The organism is Natrinema sp. CGMCC1.2065, assembly GCF_051225675.1.
In the GTDB taxonomy this organism is placed as follows: domain Archaea; phylum Halobacteriota; class Halobacteria; order Halobacteriales; family Natrialbaceae; genus Natrinema; species Natrinema thermotolerans.
Genome location: NZ_JBPJSJ010000008.1, coordinates 48,453 through 63,270 on the forward strand (window position 1 = coordinate 48,453; position 14,818 = coordinate 63,270).

The window sequence follows — 14,818 nt, forward strand, 5'->3', positions numbered from 1 at the left end:
TGACTGCCAGTCGCCGATGACTGACTCGCTCGAGCGATCGTTCGGCGCGTCGGACTGTGAGGCCATGAAAGAGAAAACCACCGGAGGGAACCGTGATCACGTCGCAGACAGTCACTTTCAGTCCGGTCTGAAAATGGTTAAGACGGTCGGCCACGTAGGTTCGAGCGACCACGGCAGCGGCCGTTTCACCGGTCGCCTGCTGACCGAACACGACAAGGTGACAGAGACATCTATACAACCTAATTTGTATTACTACAAGAACGGTAGGACTACAACACCACGTTTTATGATGGATGGATGAATACCGAACCTTCGTCACGAATGATGCAAGTCAGGACCCGGACCCACGCCACGATCGACGTACTGCAGCGAGGTAGCGACGAGGTGACGCGCGCATGAGCGACGCCGAGCTCTCCGCGGAAGAGTTGACGCTCCCGATCAAGCGCACCGAGGGGGAAACCCTCGAGGAGCGGTTGACCGACAACGCCTATCACGACATTCTGCCGGCCCGCTATCTCCGCAAGAACGCCGACGGCAACCTCATCGAGGCCCAGGAGGATCTCTTCGACCGCGTCGGCAAGAACATCGCGCTGGCCGAGGCCGTCTACGAAGCCGAAAACCGCGATACTGAGATTACGGTTACGCCCGACCAGCTCAAGCCCGACCACCCGCGACGGGACGAACTCGCCGCGGACGTGTTCGGCGCGGGCACCACCGCCGAGGACGATGCCGAAGCCACGCTGTCTATCTACAACGTCAACAAGTTCGCCTACGACACCGTCGTCCCCGAACTCCCCGACGAGATCCGCGACCACGTCGAGTCGATTGCCGAGGAGTTCCAGGGCATGATGGAGAACCTCGATTTCATGCCGAACTCGCCGACCCTGATGAACGCCGGTGACGAACTCCAGCAGCTCTCGGCGTGTTTCGTCGACTCCCCCGCGGACGACATCGACGATATCCACCAGACCGCCAAGGAGGCCGCACAGGTCTTCCAGAGCGGCGGCGGGATGGGCTATGCCTTCTGGCGGCTCCGGCCCTACGGCGACGCAGTCGGCTCGACCGGCGGCATCGCCAGCGGCCCGATCACGTTCATGCGCACCTACGACCAGATGTGCGAGACGATCGCCCAGGGCGGCGCTCGCCGCGGCGCACAGATGGGCGTCATGCGCGTCTCTCACCCGGACGTCATCCAGTTCATCCACGCCAAGAACAAGGACGTCTCGCTGGCCGAGACGCTGCGGCTGAACGACCCCGACGACTACACGCACACCTCCTTCCAGGACGCCTTGGAGGAGGCCCGCGAACTCATCGACGACGACGGGCGGGTCCCCAAGCACCTCCGGAACGCGGTCGAGGGCCACCTCTCGAACTTCAACATCTCCGTCGGCATCACCGACGACTTCATGGACGCCGTCAAGAACGGCGAGGAGTTCACGTTCACCAACCCCCGAACAGGCGAACCCCACATCGCCACGGCCGAGACGAAGGAACTCTACGAGATGTTCGGCCTCGGCGACCACGTCGAGGTCGGCGAAGAGCTGTCGATCCCGGCCGAAGAACTCTGGGACGACATCGTCGAGGGTGCCCACGAGAACGGCGAACCCGGCGTCGTCTACCTCGAGCGGATCAACAAACAGCACTCCTTCGACGTCGAGAAACACCCCGACCACCGCATCCTCGCGACCAACCCCTGCGGCGAGCAGCCCTTAGAGGAGTACGAGGCCTGTAACCTCGGGCACATCAACCTCTCGACGCTCGCCGATCTGGAGGCCCCCGACTGGCGCGTCTGGTACGACGACCACGGCGACGAGTACGAGTCGCGAGCCGAGGCCGTCGATGCCTTCCTCGCGGAGGCGATCGACTTCGAGGAGTTCGACCGCCGCATCGAGATGGGCACCCGGTTCCTCGAGAACGTCGTCACGATGAGCGACTTCCCGGTCGAGAAGATCGAGCAGAAGGTCCGGGAGATGCGCAAGATCGGCCTGGGCATCATGGGCCTGGCACAGCTGTACATCCAGCTCGGCATGGAGTACGGCAGCGAAACCTCCAACGAGGTCGCGCGCCAGCTGATGCGCCACATTAACCATACCTCGAAGTGGACCTCCCACGAACTCGCCGAAGAACGGGGCAGCTTCGACGAGTGGGACAACTCGAAGTACGCGAACCCGACCGAGTACCGCGAGTGGTTCGAGAAGCAGACCGGCCTCGACGCCGACGACTGGGAAGACGGCTTCGCCATCCGGAACCACAACACAACGACCATCGCACCGACCGGCACGACCTCGATGGTCGGCAACACCACCGGCGGCTGTGAGCCGATCTACAACGTCGCCTACTACAAGAACGTCTCCGACGACGTCCAGGGCGACGAGATGTTGGTCGAGTTCGACGATTACTTCCTCCGCGTTCTCGAGGACAACGACATCGACGTCGACGCGGTCAAAGAAGAGGCCAAAGAGCAGATGGCCACCAACCAGTTCGACGGGGTCGAGGGACTCTCGACGGTGCCCGACGCCATCGGCGAACTGTTCGTCACGACCGGCGACCTCTCGGCGAAGGAACACGCCGGCGTCCAGGTCGCCTGTCAGGAAGGCGTCGACTCCGCGATCTCGAAGACGGTCAACGCGCCAAACGACTCCACGCTCGAGGACGCCAAGGACGTGTTCGAGTACATCTACGAACACGGCGGCAAGGGCGTCACCTACTACCGCGACGGCACCCGCAGCAAGCAGGTGTTGACCACCCGCGCCGACAACGCCGACTTCGCCGACGAGACCGAGGCCGCACAGGCCCTCGTCGAGCAGATCGACGAGATCTTCGGCGGCCTAACGGCGTTCCTCGAGAGCGAGGAAGTCCAGGACGTCCTCGAGGCGGACGTCGGCGGACTCCTCGACGAGGACGGCGAGCCCGTCCAGGTCGACTTCACCGAGAAGCGCGAGCGGCCCGACGCCCTGCAGGGTGTCAGCCAGCGCATCGACACCGGCTACGGGAAGATCTACGTGACGATCAACGAGGATCCCGAGACCGGTCAGCCGTTCGAGCTGTTCGCCAACATCGGCCATTCGGGTGGCTTCACCAACTCCTTCACCGAGGCGCTGGCGAAGGTCATCTCGACCTCGCTGCGCTCCGGTGTCGACCCCGAGGAGATCGTCGACGAACTCTGTGGGACCCGGTCGCCGAAAGTCGCCTGGGACAAGGGCGAACAGATTCAGTCCATTCCGGACGCCATCGGCACCGCGATGCGCCGGTACCTCGAGGGTGAGATCGACAAGCCGTATCCGAAACAGCAGACCCTCGAGGAGTCGGCCGACGCCGAGGTCTACGACGGGCCGAAGACCGACGGCGGGGCGGCCGCCGCGTCCGCGGACGCCGACGACACGACCCAGGACCTCATCGAGGCCGGCGAGTCGCCGGAGTGTCCCGACTGCGGTTCGATGTCGCTGTACTTCTCCGAAGGCTGCAAGACCTGCGAGTCCTGTGGCTGGAGCGAGTGCTGAGCGCTAACTGAGGGTTCGGTTCCGTTTTCGCGGTCGTTTTTTCGGGACAGCGGACGGGAGCGTCACCGCAAACACCACACTTAGCACCGGCCGGCGCGAACGGCGTCGTATGACTGCCGACGCTGGGGACGGCTCCGCCGGTGGTAGGGAGACGGCGGCCTCGAGCGACGGTACCGGCGCGCCGCGGTGTCCCCACTGCGAAGCCCCGATGTACAAGCGCCACTGCAAGTACGTCTGCCCCCAACACGGGGTCATCATCGACTGTAGCGACCCCTTCCGCTGAGCCGTTCTCGTTATATCGAGCCGAACGCCCGACTCGAGACGCAACTCCCGGCGATGAGCGAGTCGCTGCTCGAGAGCGAGTAGCGACGAGCAGCGGTGGGCTGTTCGTTCAGTTGTCCGTCGACTGGCCGTTTCCCGTTCGGAGCGGGTCTCGCGACCGGAGCGTGCGGTAGGCGGGCCCGGCGAGCAAGAGACAGGCCGCGAGAAGGCCGGCCAGCGAAACTGCTAGCCCGGCGTCGCCGATCCCGCCCGCCGTCGCCGTCGCCGCGGAGGCCCCGACGACGACCGCAGCGATCGTCCATGGGAGTTCGCCGACCGCCGTCCCGACGAGAAACCACCGGAGCGAAACGTCGCTGACCGCCGCGGCACACGTCGCCACGTCCGACGGGATCGGGGCCAGCCGCGAGGCGACGACGCCCCGAAGCGGACCCGCGGTCTCGTAGTAACGACCGACGGCGTCGCCGGCGCGTTCGAGGAGTCCGCCCTCATCCCACCCGTTCGACGCCGTGGTAACATCCTCGGTCGACTCGTCGCCAGCGAGCCAGCCGACGGCGACAAAGATCGGCAGGACGGTGACGACGACGCCTGCGAGTGCGACCGGAACGCCGACGGCGACACCGTACCCGTAGCCGACGACGGCCGCGAGCGGCGTGGTCGGCCACGCGAGCAGGGGCCGCACGAGATAGAGCCCGGCGACGACGAGGCCGAAGGAAAGCGGATCGGCGGCGAGCGAGTCGACGGCCCCGATTGCCGTCGACGGCGAGACGAGCAGACCCGCTGCGACCATGCCGCTGGCCACGACAGCACCTGCGAGCGCACGTGTTCGTCCCGACTGCATCGATCTGAGATTTCGCTCGAGCGTTGAAACCTTTGTGTCTCGTGGGGCGCGACGGGAACTGCCGCACGTGTTCGCGACCGTGGCGTCTCGGTCGGGGAGTAGTCCGCGAACCTGTCACGCGGGACCGTCGTCCGCGTGTGATCCGGCCGCAGTCGCCGATCCAAAGGAAAGGGCTTTTATAATCACACTGGATACCATTGAGTGCAGACAGAGACCGCGAGCGTGGGTAGCCAAGCCAGGCCAACGGCGCAGCGTTGAGGGCGCTGTCCCGTAGGGGTCCGCCGGTTCGAATCCGGTCCCACGCATCGCACAGGTGGCTGAGCTCCACCCCAAACCGATGCAGGTGATTTCCCTTCGTGGACATCACCCACGCATAATTCTTTCCGACGCTACACCGACGAGCGACAGCAGTACGGAGCCGATGTGACGTGTTCTCGAGGAGAGCGGCGACAGCGCTATGAGCGGTTCTACTCGGCTCGATGACAGCGTTCGATACCGGGTTCGGTGTCAAACGCCGTCGTGGCTGTCGCGGAAGGTAACCGCTTTCCCGCTTCGCTCGAACGATCGCACATGGAATACGTCCCTCGAGAGCGCGTGCGCCTGCTCACCGGCGTGTTGAGCGTCGTGTCGCTAGCGGTGGTCTTCGCGGCCGCCGGCGGCCGGATCCCTGCCTCGAGCGTGCCCGCCGCCCCGGAGTGGGTCATCGATGTGATTCCGGCGGTCAACGCCGTGATCAGTGCGGTCGCGATCGGGACGATCGCGGTCGGCTGGCGGGCGATCCGCCGCGGTGCGATCGGCCGGCATCGGGTCGCGATGCTGTCGTCGTTCGGGCTGTTCGCGACGTTTCTCGCGCTCTATCTCTATCGACTGACGGTGATGGGCGGACCGTCGGACTTCCCGGGGCCGGCGACGATCGAGCAGTTCGTCTACCTGCCGCTGCTGGCGATTCACATCCTGCTGGCGATCGTCTGTATCCCGCTGCTGTACTACGTCCTCCTGCTTGCGGCCTCGCGGCCGGTCGCGGAGATCCCGGCGACGAGCCACGCCCGGATCGGCCGCGTCGCGGCGTCGCTGTGGCTGGTCTCGTTCTCGCTGGGGATCGTCGTCTTCGTGTTACTCCACGTGGTCTACTGACCGGGTCGGATTCAGTCCAGAATGTCACCGACGCGTCGTGGCTCACCCTGCAGGTTCGGCTGTTCGGCGACGATCTGTAACACCTCGTGGTCGGTCACGTCGTAGTAGGACTTCTCGGTGGCTTCCTCGATCAGGTCCTTCTCGAGACGGAACTCGGTGCCTTCGTAGACGACGTCGACGCCCTCGTCGTCGAATGCGAGCGTAGTCATGGCCGAGAGTACGCAGCGGGGGTGTAAAAGCGAGGCGACTGGTCGCGACGGCCGAGCGCCGGGACCGGCAGACGGGCGTCCGACGGACGACTGACGACGCGCGAGGTTTATTAGGTGGTGCCCCCTTTGGGCCCGAGTGTGGCCTTCAGCAGGGACCCGCTCGACGAACTCGTCGTTCCCGACGGGACGGAAGCCCAAGAGCGCGACCTCGTTACCGACGGGGACGTCCTCGTCGGGGCCCGCTCGACCGTCGGGTTCGGCGTACGCGGCCGGAACGTGCTGGCCGGCGAGTCCGCCGAGTTCGGCGGCGCGATCGAGGCCGACGGCGACTGCCGACTCGACATGTGGTGTGACGTCGCCGAGAACGTCCTGGTCGGCGAGGACGCCTACGTCGGCGAGCGCGTTCATATCGGCGGCAGGCTCAAAGTCGCCGGCGATCTCGACATCGGCGACGACGTCGAGATCGACGAGGGGTTCGAAGCCAACGGCTGGATCGTCATCCGGAACCCGATGCCGACGATCGTCTTCCTGTTCGTCTATCTCAAGCACTTGCTGTTGATCGGCGAGGAAGACACCGCCCAGCGGCTCGTGTCCGAACTCGTCGAGGACGACGACGGCGACTCCGAGGCCGAACCGCTGGTGATCCCCCGGAACGCGACCGTCGGCGACGACGCTTGGCGCGTCTCGACGCCCGCGACGATCGGCGACGACTGCCGACTCCACGGCAACGTCCGTGCCGAACGGATCGCCGTCGGCGCGGACTGCAACATTTTCGGGAGCCTCCGTGCGCGCGGCGACATCACCGTCGGCGAGGGGACCCGCATCCACGGCGACGTGACCACGCGCGAGGGCGACGTCGACGTCGCCGCCGACGCGCGGGTCCTCGGTGACGTCGTCTGTGCGGACCTCGAACTCGGCCCCGACGCCGAGATCGACGGGACGATCCGCGCTGACGGCGAGATCACGATGCGGACGACCGAGCGCGATCGCGAATGAAGCGGACGGCCGATCGCTCCTCGCAGTACTGATTGTCTCCGCTCGAGCGGACGCTACGGACGGAACCTCGGAGCGTCTCGACGGGCGGCCGACAGCGCCGACCCGCCGATCAGCGCTCTCTATCGGCGATTTTCACCCCTATTCTTAATACTGATACTATGATAGAAGGCCACAGCCATGTCAACAATGGTCATATACCGACGGGGGTATTCATGCGATCGATCGTACTGACGAAAGGCGTCCCCGACTTCTCCGAGGGGGCCGTCTCGTTCGACGAGGAGGGCCACTTAGAGCGGGGGAAGACGCCGACGGTGATGAACCCCAACGACGAGTTCGCGCTGCAGGCCGCGCTCCAGACGAAGATCCGCCACGGCGGCCACGTCAGCGGGATGAGCATGGGGCCGCCGGGGTATGCCGAGGTCCTGCAGGGGGCGATGGAGACGGTCTACACCGACGACAGCTACCTGCTGTCCGACCGTGAGCTTGCAGCCTCCGACACGTGGGCGACGGCGATCACGCTCTCGGCCGGCCTCGAGACCTACCAGGAGGAAGTCGCCGACATCGACATCGTCTTCGCGGGGTTCAAGACGGCCGACGGGGAGACCGGCCAGACCGGCCCACAGACCTGCTGGGCGATGGACTGGCCGATCGTCACCCACGTCGTCGCGCTCGACATCGATCCCGACGAGCGGCTCCTGCGCGCGAAGCGACTCGTCGAGGGCGACGTCGACGAGATCGAGACGGTCGAAGCGCCCCTGCCGTGTTTCGTCGTCACCGATCCCGAGTTCGAGCCGACCTACCGGACGGCGTCCCAGCGGTTGACCCGCAAGCGGCTCCGGGCCGAGACCGAGGAGCGGGCCACCGACCACGAGGAGTACCTGACGACGTGGGACCACGCCGACCTGAACCTCGATCCCGACTACATCGGGCTCGACGGCTCGCCGACGATCGTCTCCTCGGTGGATCCGATCCCCAAAGCACCCTCCGAGCGCGAGGCGACGATGCTCGATCCCGACGCCGGCGACGGCATGGGCGAGGTACTCGAGGAGATCCAACCCTACGCCGCGGAGGCGGGTGATTGAGATGCCGGCCATCGATCCGGACGACCACACGGTAGCGGAACTGACCGACGAACTCGAGACCGTCGACGACGCGGACGAGCTACGGGCGATCCTCGAGGCCGAGCGGGCTGGCCAGGATCGCGACACGGCCCGCGACGCGGTCCACGGCCGGCTCGAGGCGGTCGGGGCCGAGAGCGACGGCGTCGAGGCGGGCGCCGAGCCGGAAGACGAGTCGGACGCCGAATCCGACGACGCAGAGACGGATGCCGACGAACCCGAGACCGAGGCCGAGGAAGACGACGGCCTCTCCCACCCCACCCGCGACAAGCGACACGTCCGAGCGCTCGCGGACGGCGACTACGCCGACATGTGGGTGTTCTGTGAGACCCAGGGCGGCGAGTTGCTCGAGGTCTCGACGGAGATGCTGGGGAAGGCCCGCGAACTGATGGACGACTTCGCCGAGGAGTACGGTGACGAGGAGCGGGTCGTCGCGTTCCTGATGGGCGAGGACTGCGAGGGACTGGCCGAGGAGTCGATCGCCTACGGGGCCGACGTGGCGGTCTATCACGACGACCACAGGTTGGAACGGTTCCTACACAAGCCCTACACCGAGATCGCCTCACACATGGCCCGCGGCGAGGGCTCGATCGAGAGTACCGACTGGCGCGACTACGACAAGCCCCGGTACGTCCTGTTCCCGGCGACGAACAACGGCCGCGACCTCTCGGCGAAGGTCCAGGCCGAACTCGACTCCGGGCTGGCCTCGGACTGTTCGGACCTCTTCATCGAGGAGAACGAGGTCTCGAACCCGGTCAAGACCGGCGAACCGGGCGTCAAGAAGACCTTCGAGAAAGTCCTGCACATGAAGCGGCCGGACTTCTCGGGCTTCGAGTACTCGACGATCCTCTGTCTCGACAACCCCGGTCGGGAGTTTCACCCACAGGGTTGTTCGGTCATTCCGGGCAGCTTCGAGCCCATGGAGCCCGACCACGACCGCAACGGGCTCGTCGTCGAACACGACATGGAACTGGACGATGACTGGTTCCGCGTCGAGATCACCGAGTACGATCAACTCGAGGCCGGGATCGATCTCACGGGCCACGACGTGATGGTCTGTCTCGGGCGCGGGATCGCGGACGATCCGACCCGCGGGATGGAACTGGGGCTCGAGCTGGTCGACGCCTTCGCGGACGCCGAACTCGGCATCACGCGGGGCATCGTCACTTCCTCCTACGAGTTCGAGGGCCACGTCGAGAGCTACGCGACGGAAGAACGCCAGATCGGCGAAACCGGCCAGGTCGTCGCGCCGGACGTCTACATCGCGGCCGGCGTGTCGGGCGCGGTCCAGCACAAGGTCGGCATGGACGAGTCCGACACCATCGTCGCCGTCAACACCGACACCGACGCCCGGATCCGGGACTTCTCGGACTACTTCATCGAAGGCGACCTCTTCGAGGTACTGCCGCGCCTGACCGAGGCCGTCGAGGCCGGTGAGACGGCGCTCGAGGCCGAAGCCGTCGCCGACGGGGGTGAGGACGATGACTGACGAGTACGAACACTACGAGGCGATCGTCGTCGGCTGTGGCCCCGGTGGGGCCGCGGCCGCGGCGCGGCTGGCCGACCACGGCGTCGAGACGCTCGTCTTGGAGCGCGGCACCGAGGCGGGCTCGAAGAACGTCTCCGGCGGCCTGATTTACGGCGAGGAGTCCGCCCCCTACACGCTCGCGGACCTCTTCGATGGCTTCCGCGAAGAAGCGACCGAACGGCCGGTGACGGACTACTACATCCACAACGTGGCCGGTAACAAGGTCAAAACGTACGATCTGACCGACCTCCACGAACACGACACCGACTGGTGTGACGCCGTCCTCCGCCGGGAGATGGACTCGTGGCTCGAGCGCCGCGTCCACGAGAAGACAAGCGAGACGGGCGGCGGCGTGCTGACGAACGTTCGGGTGAACGGCCTGCTCGAAGACGACGGCGAGATCGTCGGCGTCACCTGCGACGAACTCGAGCCGATCACGGCCGACCTGATCGTCGCGGCCGATGGCGTCAACTCCGAACTCGCCCGCGAGGCTGGCCTGATGGACTGGGAGGAGCCCGAGGAGTGGTTCCAGGGGGTCAAGGCCGTCGTCGACGTCGATCCCGACGCGATCGACGACCGCTTCGATATCGGTCCCGACGAGGGCGCTGCCCACCTGTTTTCCGGCGATCTCTTCGACGACGTCCGGGGCGGTGGCTTCCTGTATACCAACGAGGATTCGCTCTCGATCGGGACCGTCTTCCACCTCGATAGCCTCCTCGAGCGGGAGGCCGAACCGCACGAACTGCTCGACGCGTTGCTCACGCATCCGCTGCTCGCCGGCTGGTTCGGCAACGAGTACGACGAACGCGAGTACGCGGCGAAACTCGTCCCCGACTCGAAGAAGGCCGCCCACCGGGAGCCGTACCGCGACCGGCTCGTCCTCGTCGGCGACGCCGCCGGCCAGATGCAGGCCCAGGGGCCGATCATCAAGGGGATGAACCACGCCGTCACCGCTGGCGCGCTCGCGGCCGACGCCTTCGCCGTTACTCGGGGCAACGCCGACCCGGCGGCCGCCGGGCGGCGATACACAAAACTGCTCGAGGACTCCGGCACCATGGCCAAGCTCCGGCCCCGCCGGTACGACCTCGCCCGGACCGTCGGCGAGCGCGACGCCGTGACTGGGGCCATCGAGCGGGTCCTCGACTCACCGCTCGGTTCGCTGGCGGTCGGCAACCCGATCGCGGACCGGCTGCTCGAGCGGGCGTACAACTCGCCGTTCCTGGTGTCGATGCTGCCGGATACGAAGACCGGCTACGTCTCCCTGCCGACGCTGATCGCCGAGCAACACGGCAAGACGATCCACTGGGAGAGCGAGATCGAGCCGCCGACGCTCGAGGAGCGCATCGGCGACCTGACCTACGATACCGACGTGGGCAACCCACACATCGAGTTGCTGGATCAGTCGCTCGACGCCAGCGGCGCGGCGGTCACCGCCTGTCCGGTCAGCGCCGAGGACTTCGGCGGCGGCTGCTACCGCTCGGAGGCGGTCAAGACCAACGGCACCGAGGAGACGCTGGTCAGTCTCGACACCCAGCCCTGCGTCGAGTGTGGCACCTGTGCGGTCGTCGCCGACACGGAGTGGGAACACCCCCGCGGTGGCAAGGGCGTCGAATACAGGGAGGGGTGACGTGAGCCGGTACGGACCGCGGATCGCCGCGCTCGCACGCCGGGCCGAGCGCGAGCGGGCGGCGCTCGACGGGGACGACCGTTCCCCGACGGCGTCGAACCGCTCTCCGGCCCCCGGCGATGCCGACGCCTATCTTCGGGATGGCGTGGGCCCGGCCGTCTGGCTCTACGTCGAGGGCCGGACTGGCGGCCGCACGGTCCCGTTTACCGAGGCCGAACTGGCCGCCCTCGAGACCGCGATGAACCGCTGGCTCGAGTGTTATACGCGGTGTCACGGCGTCGACCTTGAGGCGGCGTTTACGGTCCGGGAGGCGGCGGAACTACTGCTCGAGACGCGAAACGTCGTCGACACGGCCCAGTTGCTGACCCGCGTTCCGGAACGCGACCGGGCGTCGCCGCCGACCGGGTAGTGACCCGAGCCAGTACTCCCGAACGGGAGCTATAGTAGCCGCTGAAACGATTCACACACTGATCGCAACGCCGTCGTTCGATCAGGTGTGCAATGACTTTCAGTGGCTACTATAGTCGGGAAACAGCCACAAATCCCGCGCAGACCGGCTCGTATATGAGTCCCACGCAGTAGACGGGTATTCGACTATTCCCGTTGAGCGCAAAGTCAGCCCGATGGCACGAGACGATCGGTTATCCCGACGGCGAATGCTTCAGTTGACAGGTGTCGCGGCTTCGACGGCAGTCGTTGCGGGCTGTGGTGGCGGTGGTAACGGTGACGACGGTAACGGCAACGGTAACGGGGGCGGTGGGGGCGAGACGATCGAACCCGGTACCCAGATCGAGTTCGACGGACAGACGGCCGGCTGGGTCGGTATCGCGCCCGACTCGATCGCTGACGAGGAGAACCCGACGATCACCCTCCAGGAGGGGGAAACCTACGAGATCGGCTGGACGACCGGCGACGGCGCCGAACACAACATCGCGATCTACGACGAGAACGACGAGGTCGTCGACGACCTCGCGACCGAGCGGGTCACCGAACCCGAAGACCAGTGGCTCGAGTTCGAGGCCAGCAGCGAGATGGTCACGTACATCTGTGAGGTCCATCCGACGACGATGGTCGCCGATATCGAAGTCGAAAGCGGCGGCGGTGGCGGCGGTAACGGCGGGGCTGAAAACGAAAGCGAGGGCAACGAGTCGATGGGGAACGAGACGGAGGGCAACGAAACGGACGGTAACGAGTCGATGGAAAACGAGACCGAGAGTAACGAGACGGAAGACAACGAGTCCGAGTAACTCGGTTCTCGAGCGGGGCGTTCAGTAGATGAGTTCGTCGTCGTTCTCGACCATGTACAGCGTCCGCGCAGCGATGTTGACCGTGTGGTCACCGACCCGCTCGAGGTCGCGGATCGTCAACAGGAGTCGGGAGACGTCCTGCAGAATGCGCTCGACCTCCTCGGTCGAGTCGAGTTCGCGCTCGATGAGGTCGCGAACGACGATCTCGCTGGCCCGTTCGGCGAACTCGTCGAGATCGTCGTCGCGGCCGGCGAGTTCCCGACAGCGGTCGGTGTCTTCGGTGTCGTAGGCCATCATCGCGTCCTCGAGCATGTCGAGGGTCAGTTCGCCCATCTCCTGGACGTCGACGTCGGGGAACAGGTCCCGCTCGGCGTCCATGGTGTACTCGCCGAGGTTCGTCGCCAGATCGGCGATCCGCTCCAAGTCGGTGATGATCTTGAACGAGGCGGCGATAAAGCGGAGATCGCTCGCGACCGGCTGCTGCAGCGCGAGCAAGTCGATACAGTCCTGTTCCAGATCGAGATACATCCGGTTGATCTCGCCGTCGCCCTCGATCACTTCCTGTGCGAGGTCCTCGTCTTTCTGTTCTAACGCGTCCAGTCCCATGCGCAGCCGTTCCATGACGACCTCACTCATGTAGAGGACGTCCTCACGGAGTTCCGTGAGCTTCTCCTGGTAGGATTTTCTGGCCATAGTAGTCAAAGCCGGTCCGTCCTTCATAAATACTGTGTGCGAAGTACTGCTACGGGTCGGCGGCTGCCGGTCGCGGAGGCACTGCGACCGGGTCGGCGATCGTGGACGCGTTACCGGAGCCACTCGAGCGGTGTCGCCGGGAAACGAAGTGGCTCCGGGCGTCGGACGTCGTATTTCATCGCGAGCAAGCCGCCGAGGACGACGGTGACCGCGACGGCCGAGACGGCGGCGTTCAGCAGCAGCCAGTCGACTGACGTGCCATACACCGTATCGTCGATGGGGGCAAGCAGCCGGACGCCGCCGCTGACGAGATCGAGCGCGAGATGCGAACTGACACCGAGGACGGCGGCCCGCCAGGGGCCGACGGCCGAGAGGACCCCGATCAGGACGAGGCCGCCGAGCAGCGAGTGGGTCAGCGCCCGGTGGCTCCACAGCGCTCCGTGGACGGCACCGAGTTCGACCAGCGGCCGAAAGAGGAACGTGTCGGCGTCCGGAGCGGCGGCGGCGAGCGCGGCCACGAGGTACGGGGCCGCGCGCCGGGACCGGACGACTAGCGCGACCAGCGCCAAACTGCACAGGATGTGGACCCCGGTTGCGACCATTCCGCTCGGTACCACACCGTGTGAGACAATAAATAGCATTCTCAGCGCGGAGGACACATTCCCTCGTCTGACGGTGTGTTTCGGCAGGATTACTCGCTCGAGTGAGAGCGGTAGCGTCGGATCGAACGCGGTGAGCAACGGGAAACGCCGTCGTCGACCGGTGACACCGACTATCCGAACTTGCCGGTGATGTAGTCCTCGACGCGCTCGTGTTCGGGGTTCTCGAAGATCTTGTCCGTGTCGTCGAACTCGACGAGTTCGCCGCCGGTCAGGAAGACCGCCGTCTTGTCGGAGATCCGAGCCGCCTGCTGCATGTTGTGCGTGACGATGACGACCGTGTACTCCTCGGCCAGGTCCTCGATCAGGTCCTCGATCTTCGAGGTCGCGACCGGGTCCAGCGCCGAGGCCGGCTCGTCCATCAGGATCACGTCCGGGTCCGGCGCGATGGCCCGCGCGATACAGAGCCGCTGTTGTTGCCCACCCGAGAGGTCCAGCCCGCTCGCGTCCAGTTGGTCCTCGACTTCCTCGAGCAGCGCGGCCCGCTCGAGGGCGGTCCGGACCTTCGCGTCGACGTCGCCGTCGTCTTTCCCCTGAACTTTCAGGCCGTAGGCGACGTTGTCGCGGATCGACTTCGGGAACGGGTTCGGCGACTGGAAGACCATGCCGATCTTCCGGCGCAAGGCGACGGGATCGACGTCATCGTCGTAGACGTTCTTCCCGTCGAAGCGGAGTTCGCCCTCGACGCGGGCGCTGTCGACGAGGTCGTTCATCCGGTTGATACACCGGAGGAACGTCGATTTCCCACAGCCCGACGGGCCGATGACCGCCGTGACCTGCTTTTCGGGGATCTCGATGTCGACGTCGGAGAGCGCCTGTTCCTCCCCGTAGTAGACGTTCAGGTCTCGGGCCTCGAGCAGCGTTCGGTCGGTCGTCGTTTCCCCGCCGGAATCGGCGGTGTCGGTGAGGCCGTCGGTGCCCGGCGTCGGGGCCGGTTGGTCGTCGGTCGGTTCCGTTTCCGAGGAAGTCATCTGTTCGTTAGTCATT

At 65.8% G+C, this 14,818-nt stretch carries 15 protein-coding genes and 1 tRNA gene; 11 read left to right on the forward strand and 5 right to left on the reverse strand.

The genetic code is table 11. The features are described from left to right. The first annotated feature begins 16 nt into the window (after positions 1-16). From ACSBP4_RS10155 to ACSBP4_RS10165, 3 genes are all read left to right on the forward strand, one after another. Positions 17-301: a hypothetical protein gene (locus ACSBP4_RS10155; protein ID WP_172704560.1), complete on the forward strand. Its 285-nt coding sequence runs from the start codon at positions 17-19 to the stop codon at positions 299-301. A gap of 94 nt (positions 302-395) precedes the next feature. Continuing rightward, positions 396-3,500, forward strand: a complete 3,105-nt coding sequence (locus ACSBP4_RS10160) for an adenosylcobalamin-dependent ribonucleoside-diphosphate reductase (RefSeq protein ID WP_435552136.1) — start codon at positions 396-398, stop codon at positions 3,498-3,500. A 109-nt stretch (positions 3,501-3,609) separates the two neighbouring features. Continuing rightward, complete coding sequence (locus tag ACSBP4_RS10165) at positions 3,610-3,783, forward strand: HVO_2523 family zinc finger protein (protein ID WP_373633394.1); 174 nt, start codon at positions 3,610-3,612, stop codon at positions 3,781-3,783. 108 nt (positions 3,784-3,891) lie between these two features. Here the strand turns inward: ACSBP4_RS10165 and ACSBP4_RS10170 are convergent, their stop codons facing one another. Continuing rightward, on the reverse strand, positions 3,892-4,620 hold the full coding sequence (locus ACSBP4_RS10170) for a TVP38/TMEM64 family protein (protein ID WP_435552137.1): 729 nt from the start codon (positions 4,618-4,620) through the stop codon (positions 3,892-3,894). A gap of 220 nt (positions 4,621-4,840) precedes the next feature. Here ACSBP4_RS10170 and ACSBP4_RS10175 point away from each other — a divergent pair. Continuing rightward, positions 4,841-4,925: transfer RNA gene (locus ACSBP4_RS10175), tRNA-Leu, on the forward strand. A gap of 265 nt (positions 4,926-5,190) precedes the next feature. Continuing rightward, the gene (locus ACSBP4_RS10180) at positions 5,191-5,754 is read left to right on the forward strand and encodes a DUF420 domain-containing protein (RefSeq protein ID WP_049966251.1); all 564 of its coding nucleotides are present in this window, start codon (positions 5,191-5,193) and stop codon (positions 5,752-5,754) included. An 11-nt stretch (positions 5,755-5,765) separates the two neighbouring features. Here the strand turns inward: ACSBP4_RS10180 and ACSBP4_RS10185 are convergent, their stop codons facing one another. Then, positions 5,766-5,963, reverse strand: a complete 198-nt coding sequence (locus ACSBP4_RS10185) for a DUF5800 family protein (RefSeq protein ID WP_006179753.1) — start codon at positions 5,961-5,963, stop codon at positions 5,766-5,768. Positions 5,964-6,101: 138 nt separating this feature from the next. Here ACSBP4_RS10185 and ACSBP4_RS10190 point away from each other — a divergent pair, with 138 nt between their 5' ends. The 6 genes from ACSBP4_RS10190 (at position 6,102) to ACSBP4_RS10215 (ending at position 12,479) form a co-directional block, all read left to right on the forward strand. Further along, positions 6,102-6,959: a polymer-forming cytoskeletal protein gene (locus ACSBP4_RS10190; RefSeq protein WP_006179754.1), complete on the forward strand. Its 858-nt coding sequence runs from the start codon at positions 6,102-6,104 to the stop codon at positions 6,957-6,959. 212 nt (positions 6,960-7,171) lie between these two features. Next, positions 7,172-8,041 carry an electron transfer flavoprotein subunit beta/FixA family protein gene (locus ACSBP4_RS10195; protein WP_435552138.1) on the forward strand — a complete coding sequence of 290 codons (870 nt, stop codon included), beginning with the start codon at positions 7,172-7,174 and terminating at the stop codon, positions 8,039-8,041. A gap of 1 nt (position 8,042) precedes the next feature. Beyond that, positions 8,043-9,566 (forward strand): FAD-binding protein, encoded by a 1,524-nt coding sequence (locus ACSBP4_RS10200; RefSeq protein WP_435552139.1) that lies wholly within the window; start codon positions 8,043-8,045, stop codon positions 9,564-9,566. Further along, the gene (locus tag ACSBP4_RS10205) at positions 9,559-11,232 is read left to right on the forward strand and encodes an FAD-dependent monooxygenase (protein WP_435552140.1); all 1,674 of its coding nucleotides are present in this window, start codon (positions 9,559-9,561) and stop codon (positions 11,230-11,232) included. Before ACSBP4_RS10200 ends, ACSBP4_RS10205 begins: the two co-directional genes overlap by 8 nt. Before the next feature lies 1 nt (position 11,233). Next, positions 11,234-11,641, forward strand: coding sequence for a hypothetical protein (locus ACSBP4_RS10210; protein ID WP_006649322.1), 408 nt, complete (start codon positions 11,234-11,236; stop codon positions 11,639-11,641). 247 nt (positions 11,642-11,888) lie between these two features. Then, complete coding sequence (locus ACSBP4_RS10215; protein ID WP_435552141.1) at positions 11,889-12,479, forward strand: cupredoxin domain-containing protein; 591 nt, start codon at positions 11,889-11,891, stop codon at positions 12,477-12,479. Positions 12,480-12,500: 21 nt separating this feature from the next. Here ACSBP4_RS10215 and phoU read toward each other — a convergent pair whose 3' ends face one another. The 3 genes from phoU to pstB all read right to left on the reverse strand — a co-directional run bounded on the left by phoU (position 12,501) and on the right by pstB (position 14,817). After that, positions 12,501-13,172, reverse strand: a complete 672-nt coding sequence (gene phoU, locus ACSBP4_RS10220) for a phosphate signaling complex protein PhoU (protein ID WP_006649475.1) — start codon at positions 13,170-13,172, stop codon at positions 12,501-12,503. A 110-nt stretch (positions 13,173-13,282) separates the two neighbouring features. Beyond that, positions 13,283-13,774 (reverse strand): metal-dependent hydrolase, encoded by a 492-nt coding sequence (locus ACSBP4_RS10225; protein WP_435552142.1) that lies wholly within the window; start codon positions 13,772-13,774, stop codon positions 13,283-13,285. A 170-nt stretch (positions 13,775-13,944) separates the two neighbouring features. Next, on the reverse strand, positions 13,945-14,817 hold the full coding sequence (pstB, locus tag ACSBP4_RS10230) for a phosphate ABC transporter ATP-binding protein PstB (RefSeq protein WP_049905674.1): 873 nt from the start codon (positions 14,815-14,817) through the stop codon (positions 13,945-13,947). Between the last annotated feature and the right edge of the window lies 1 nt (position 14,818).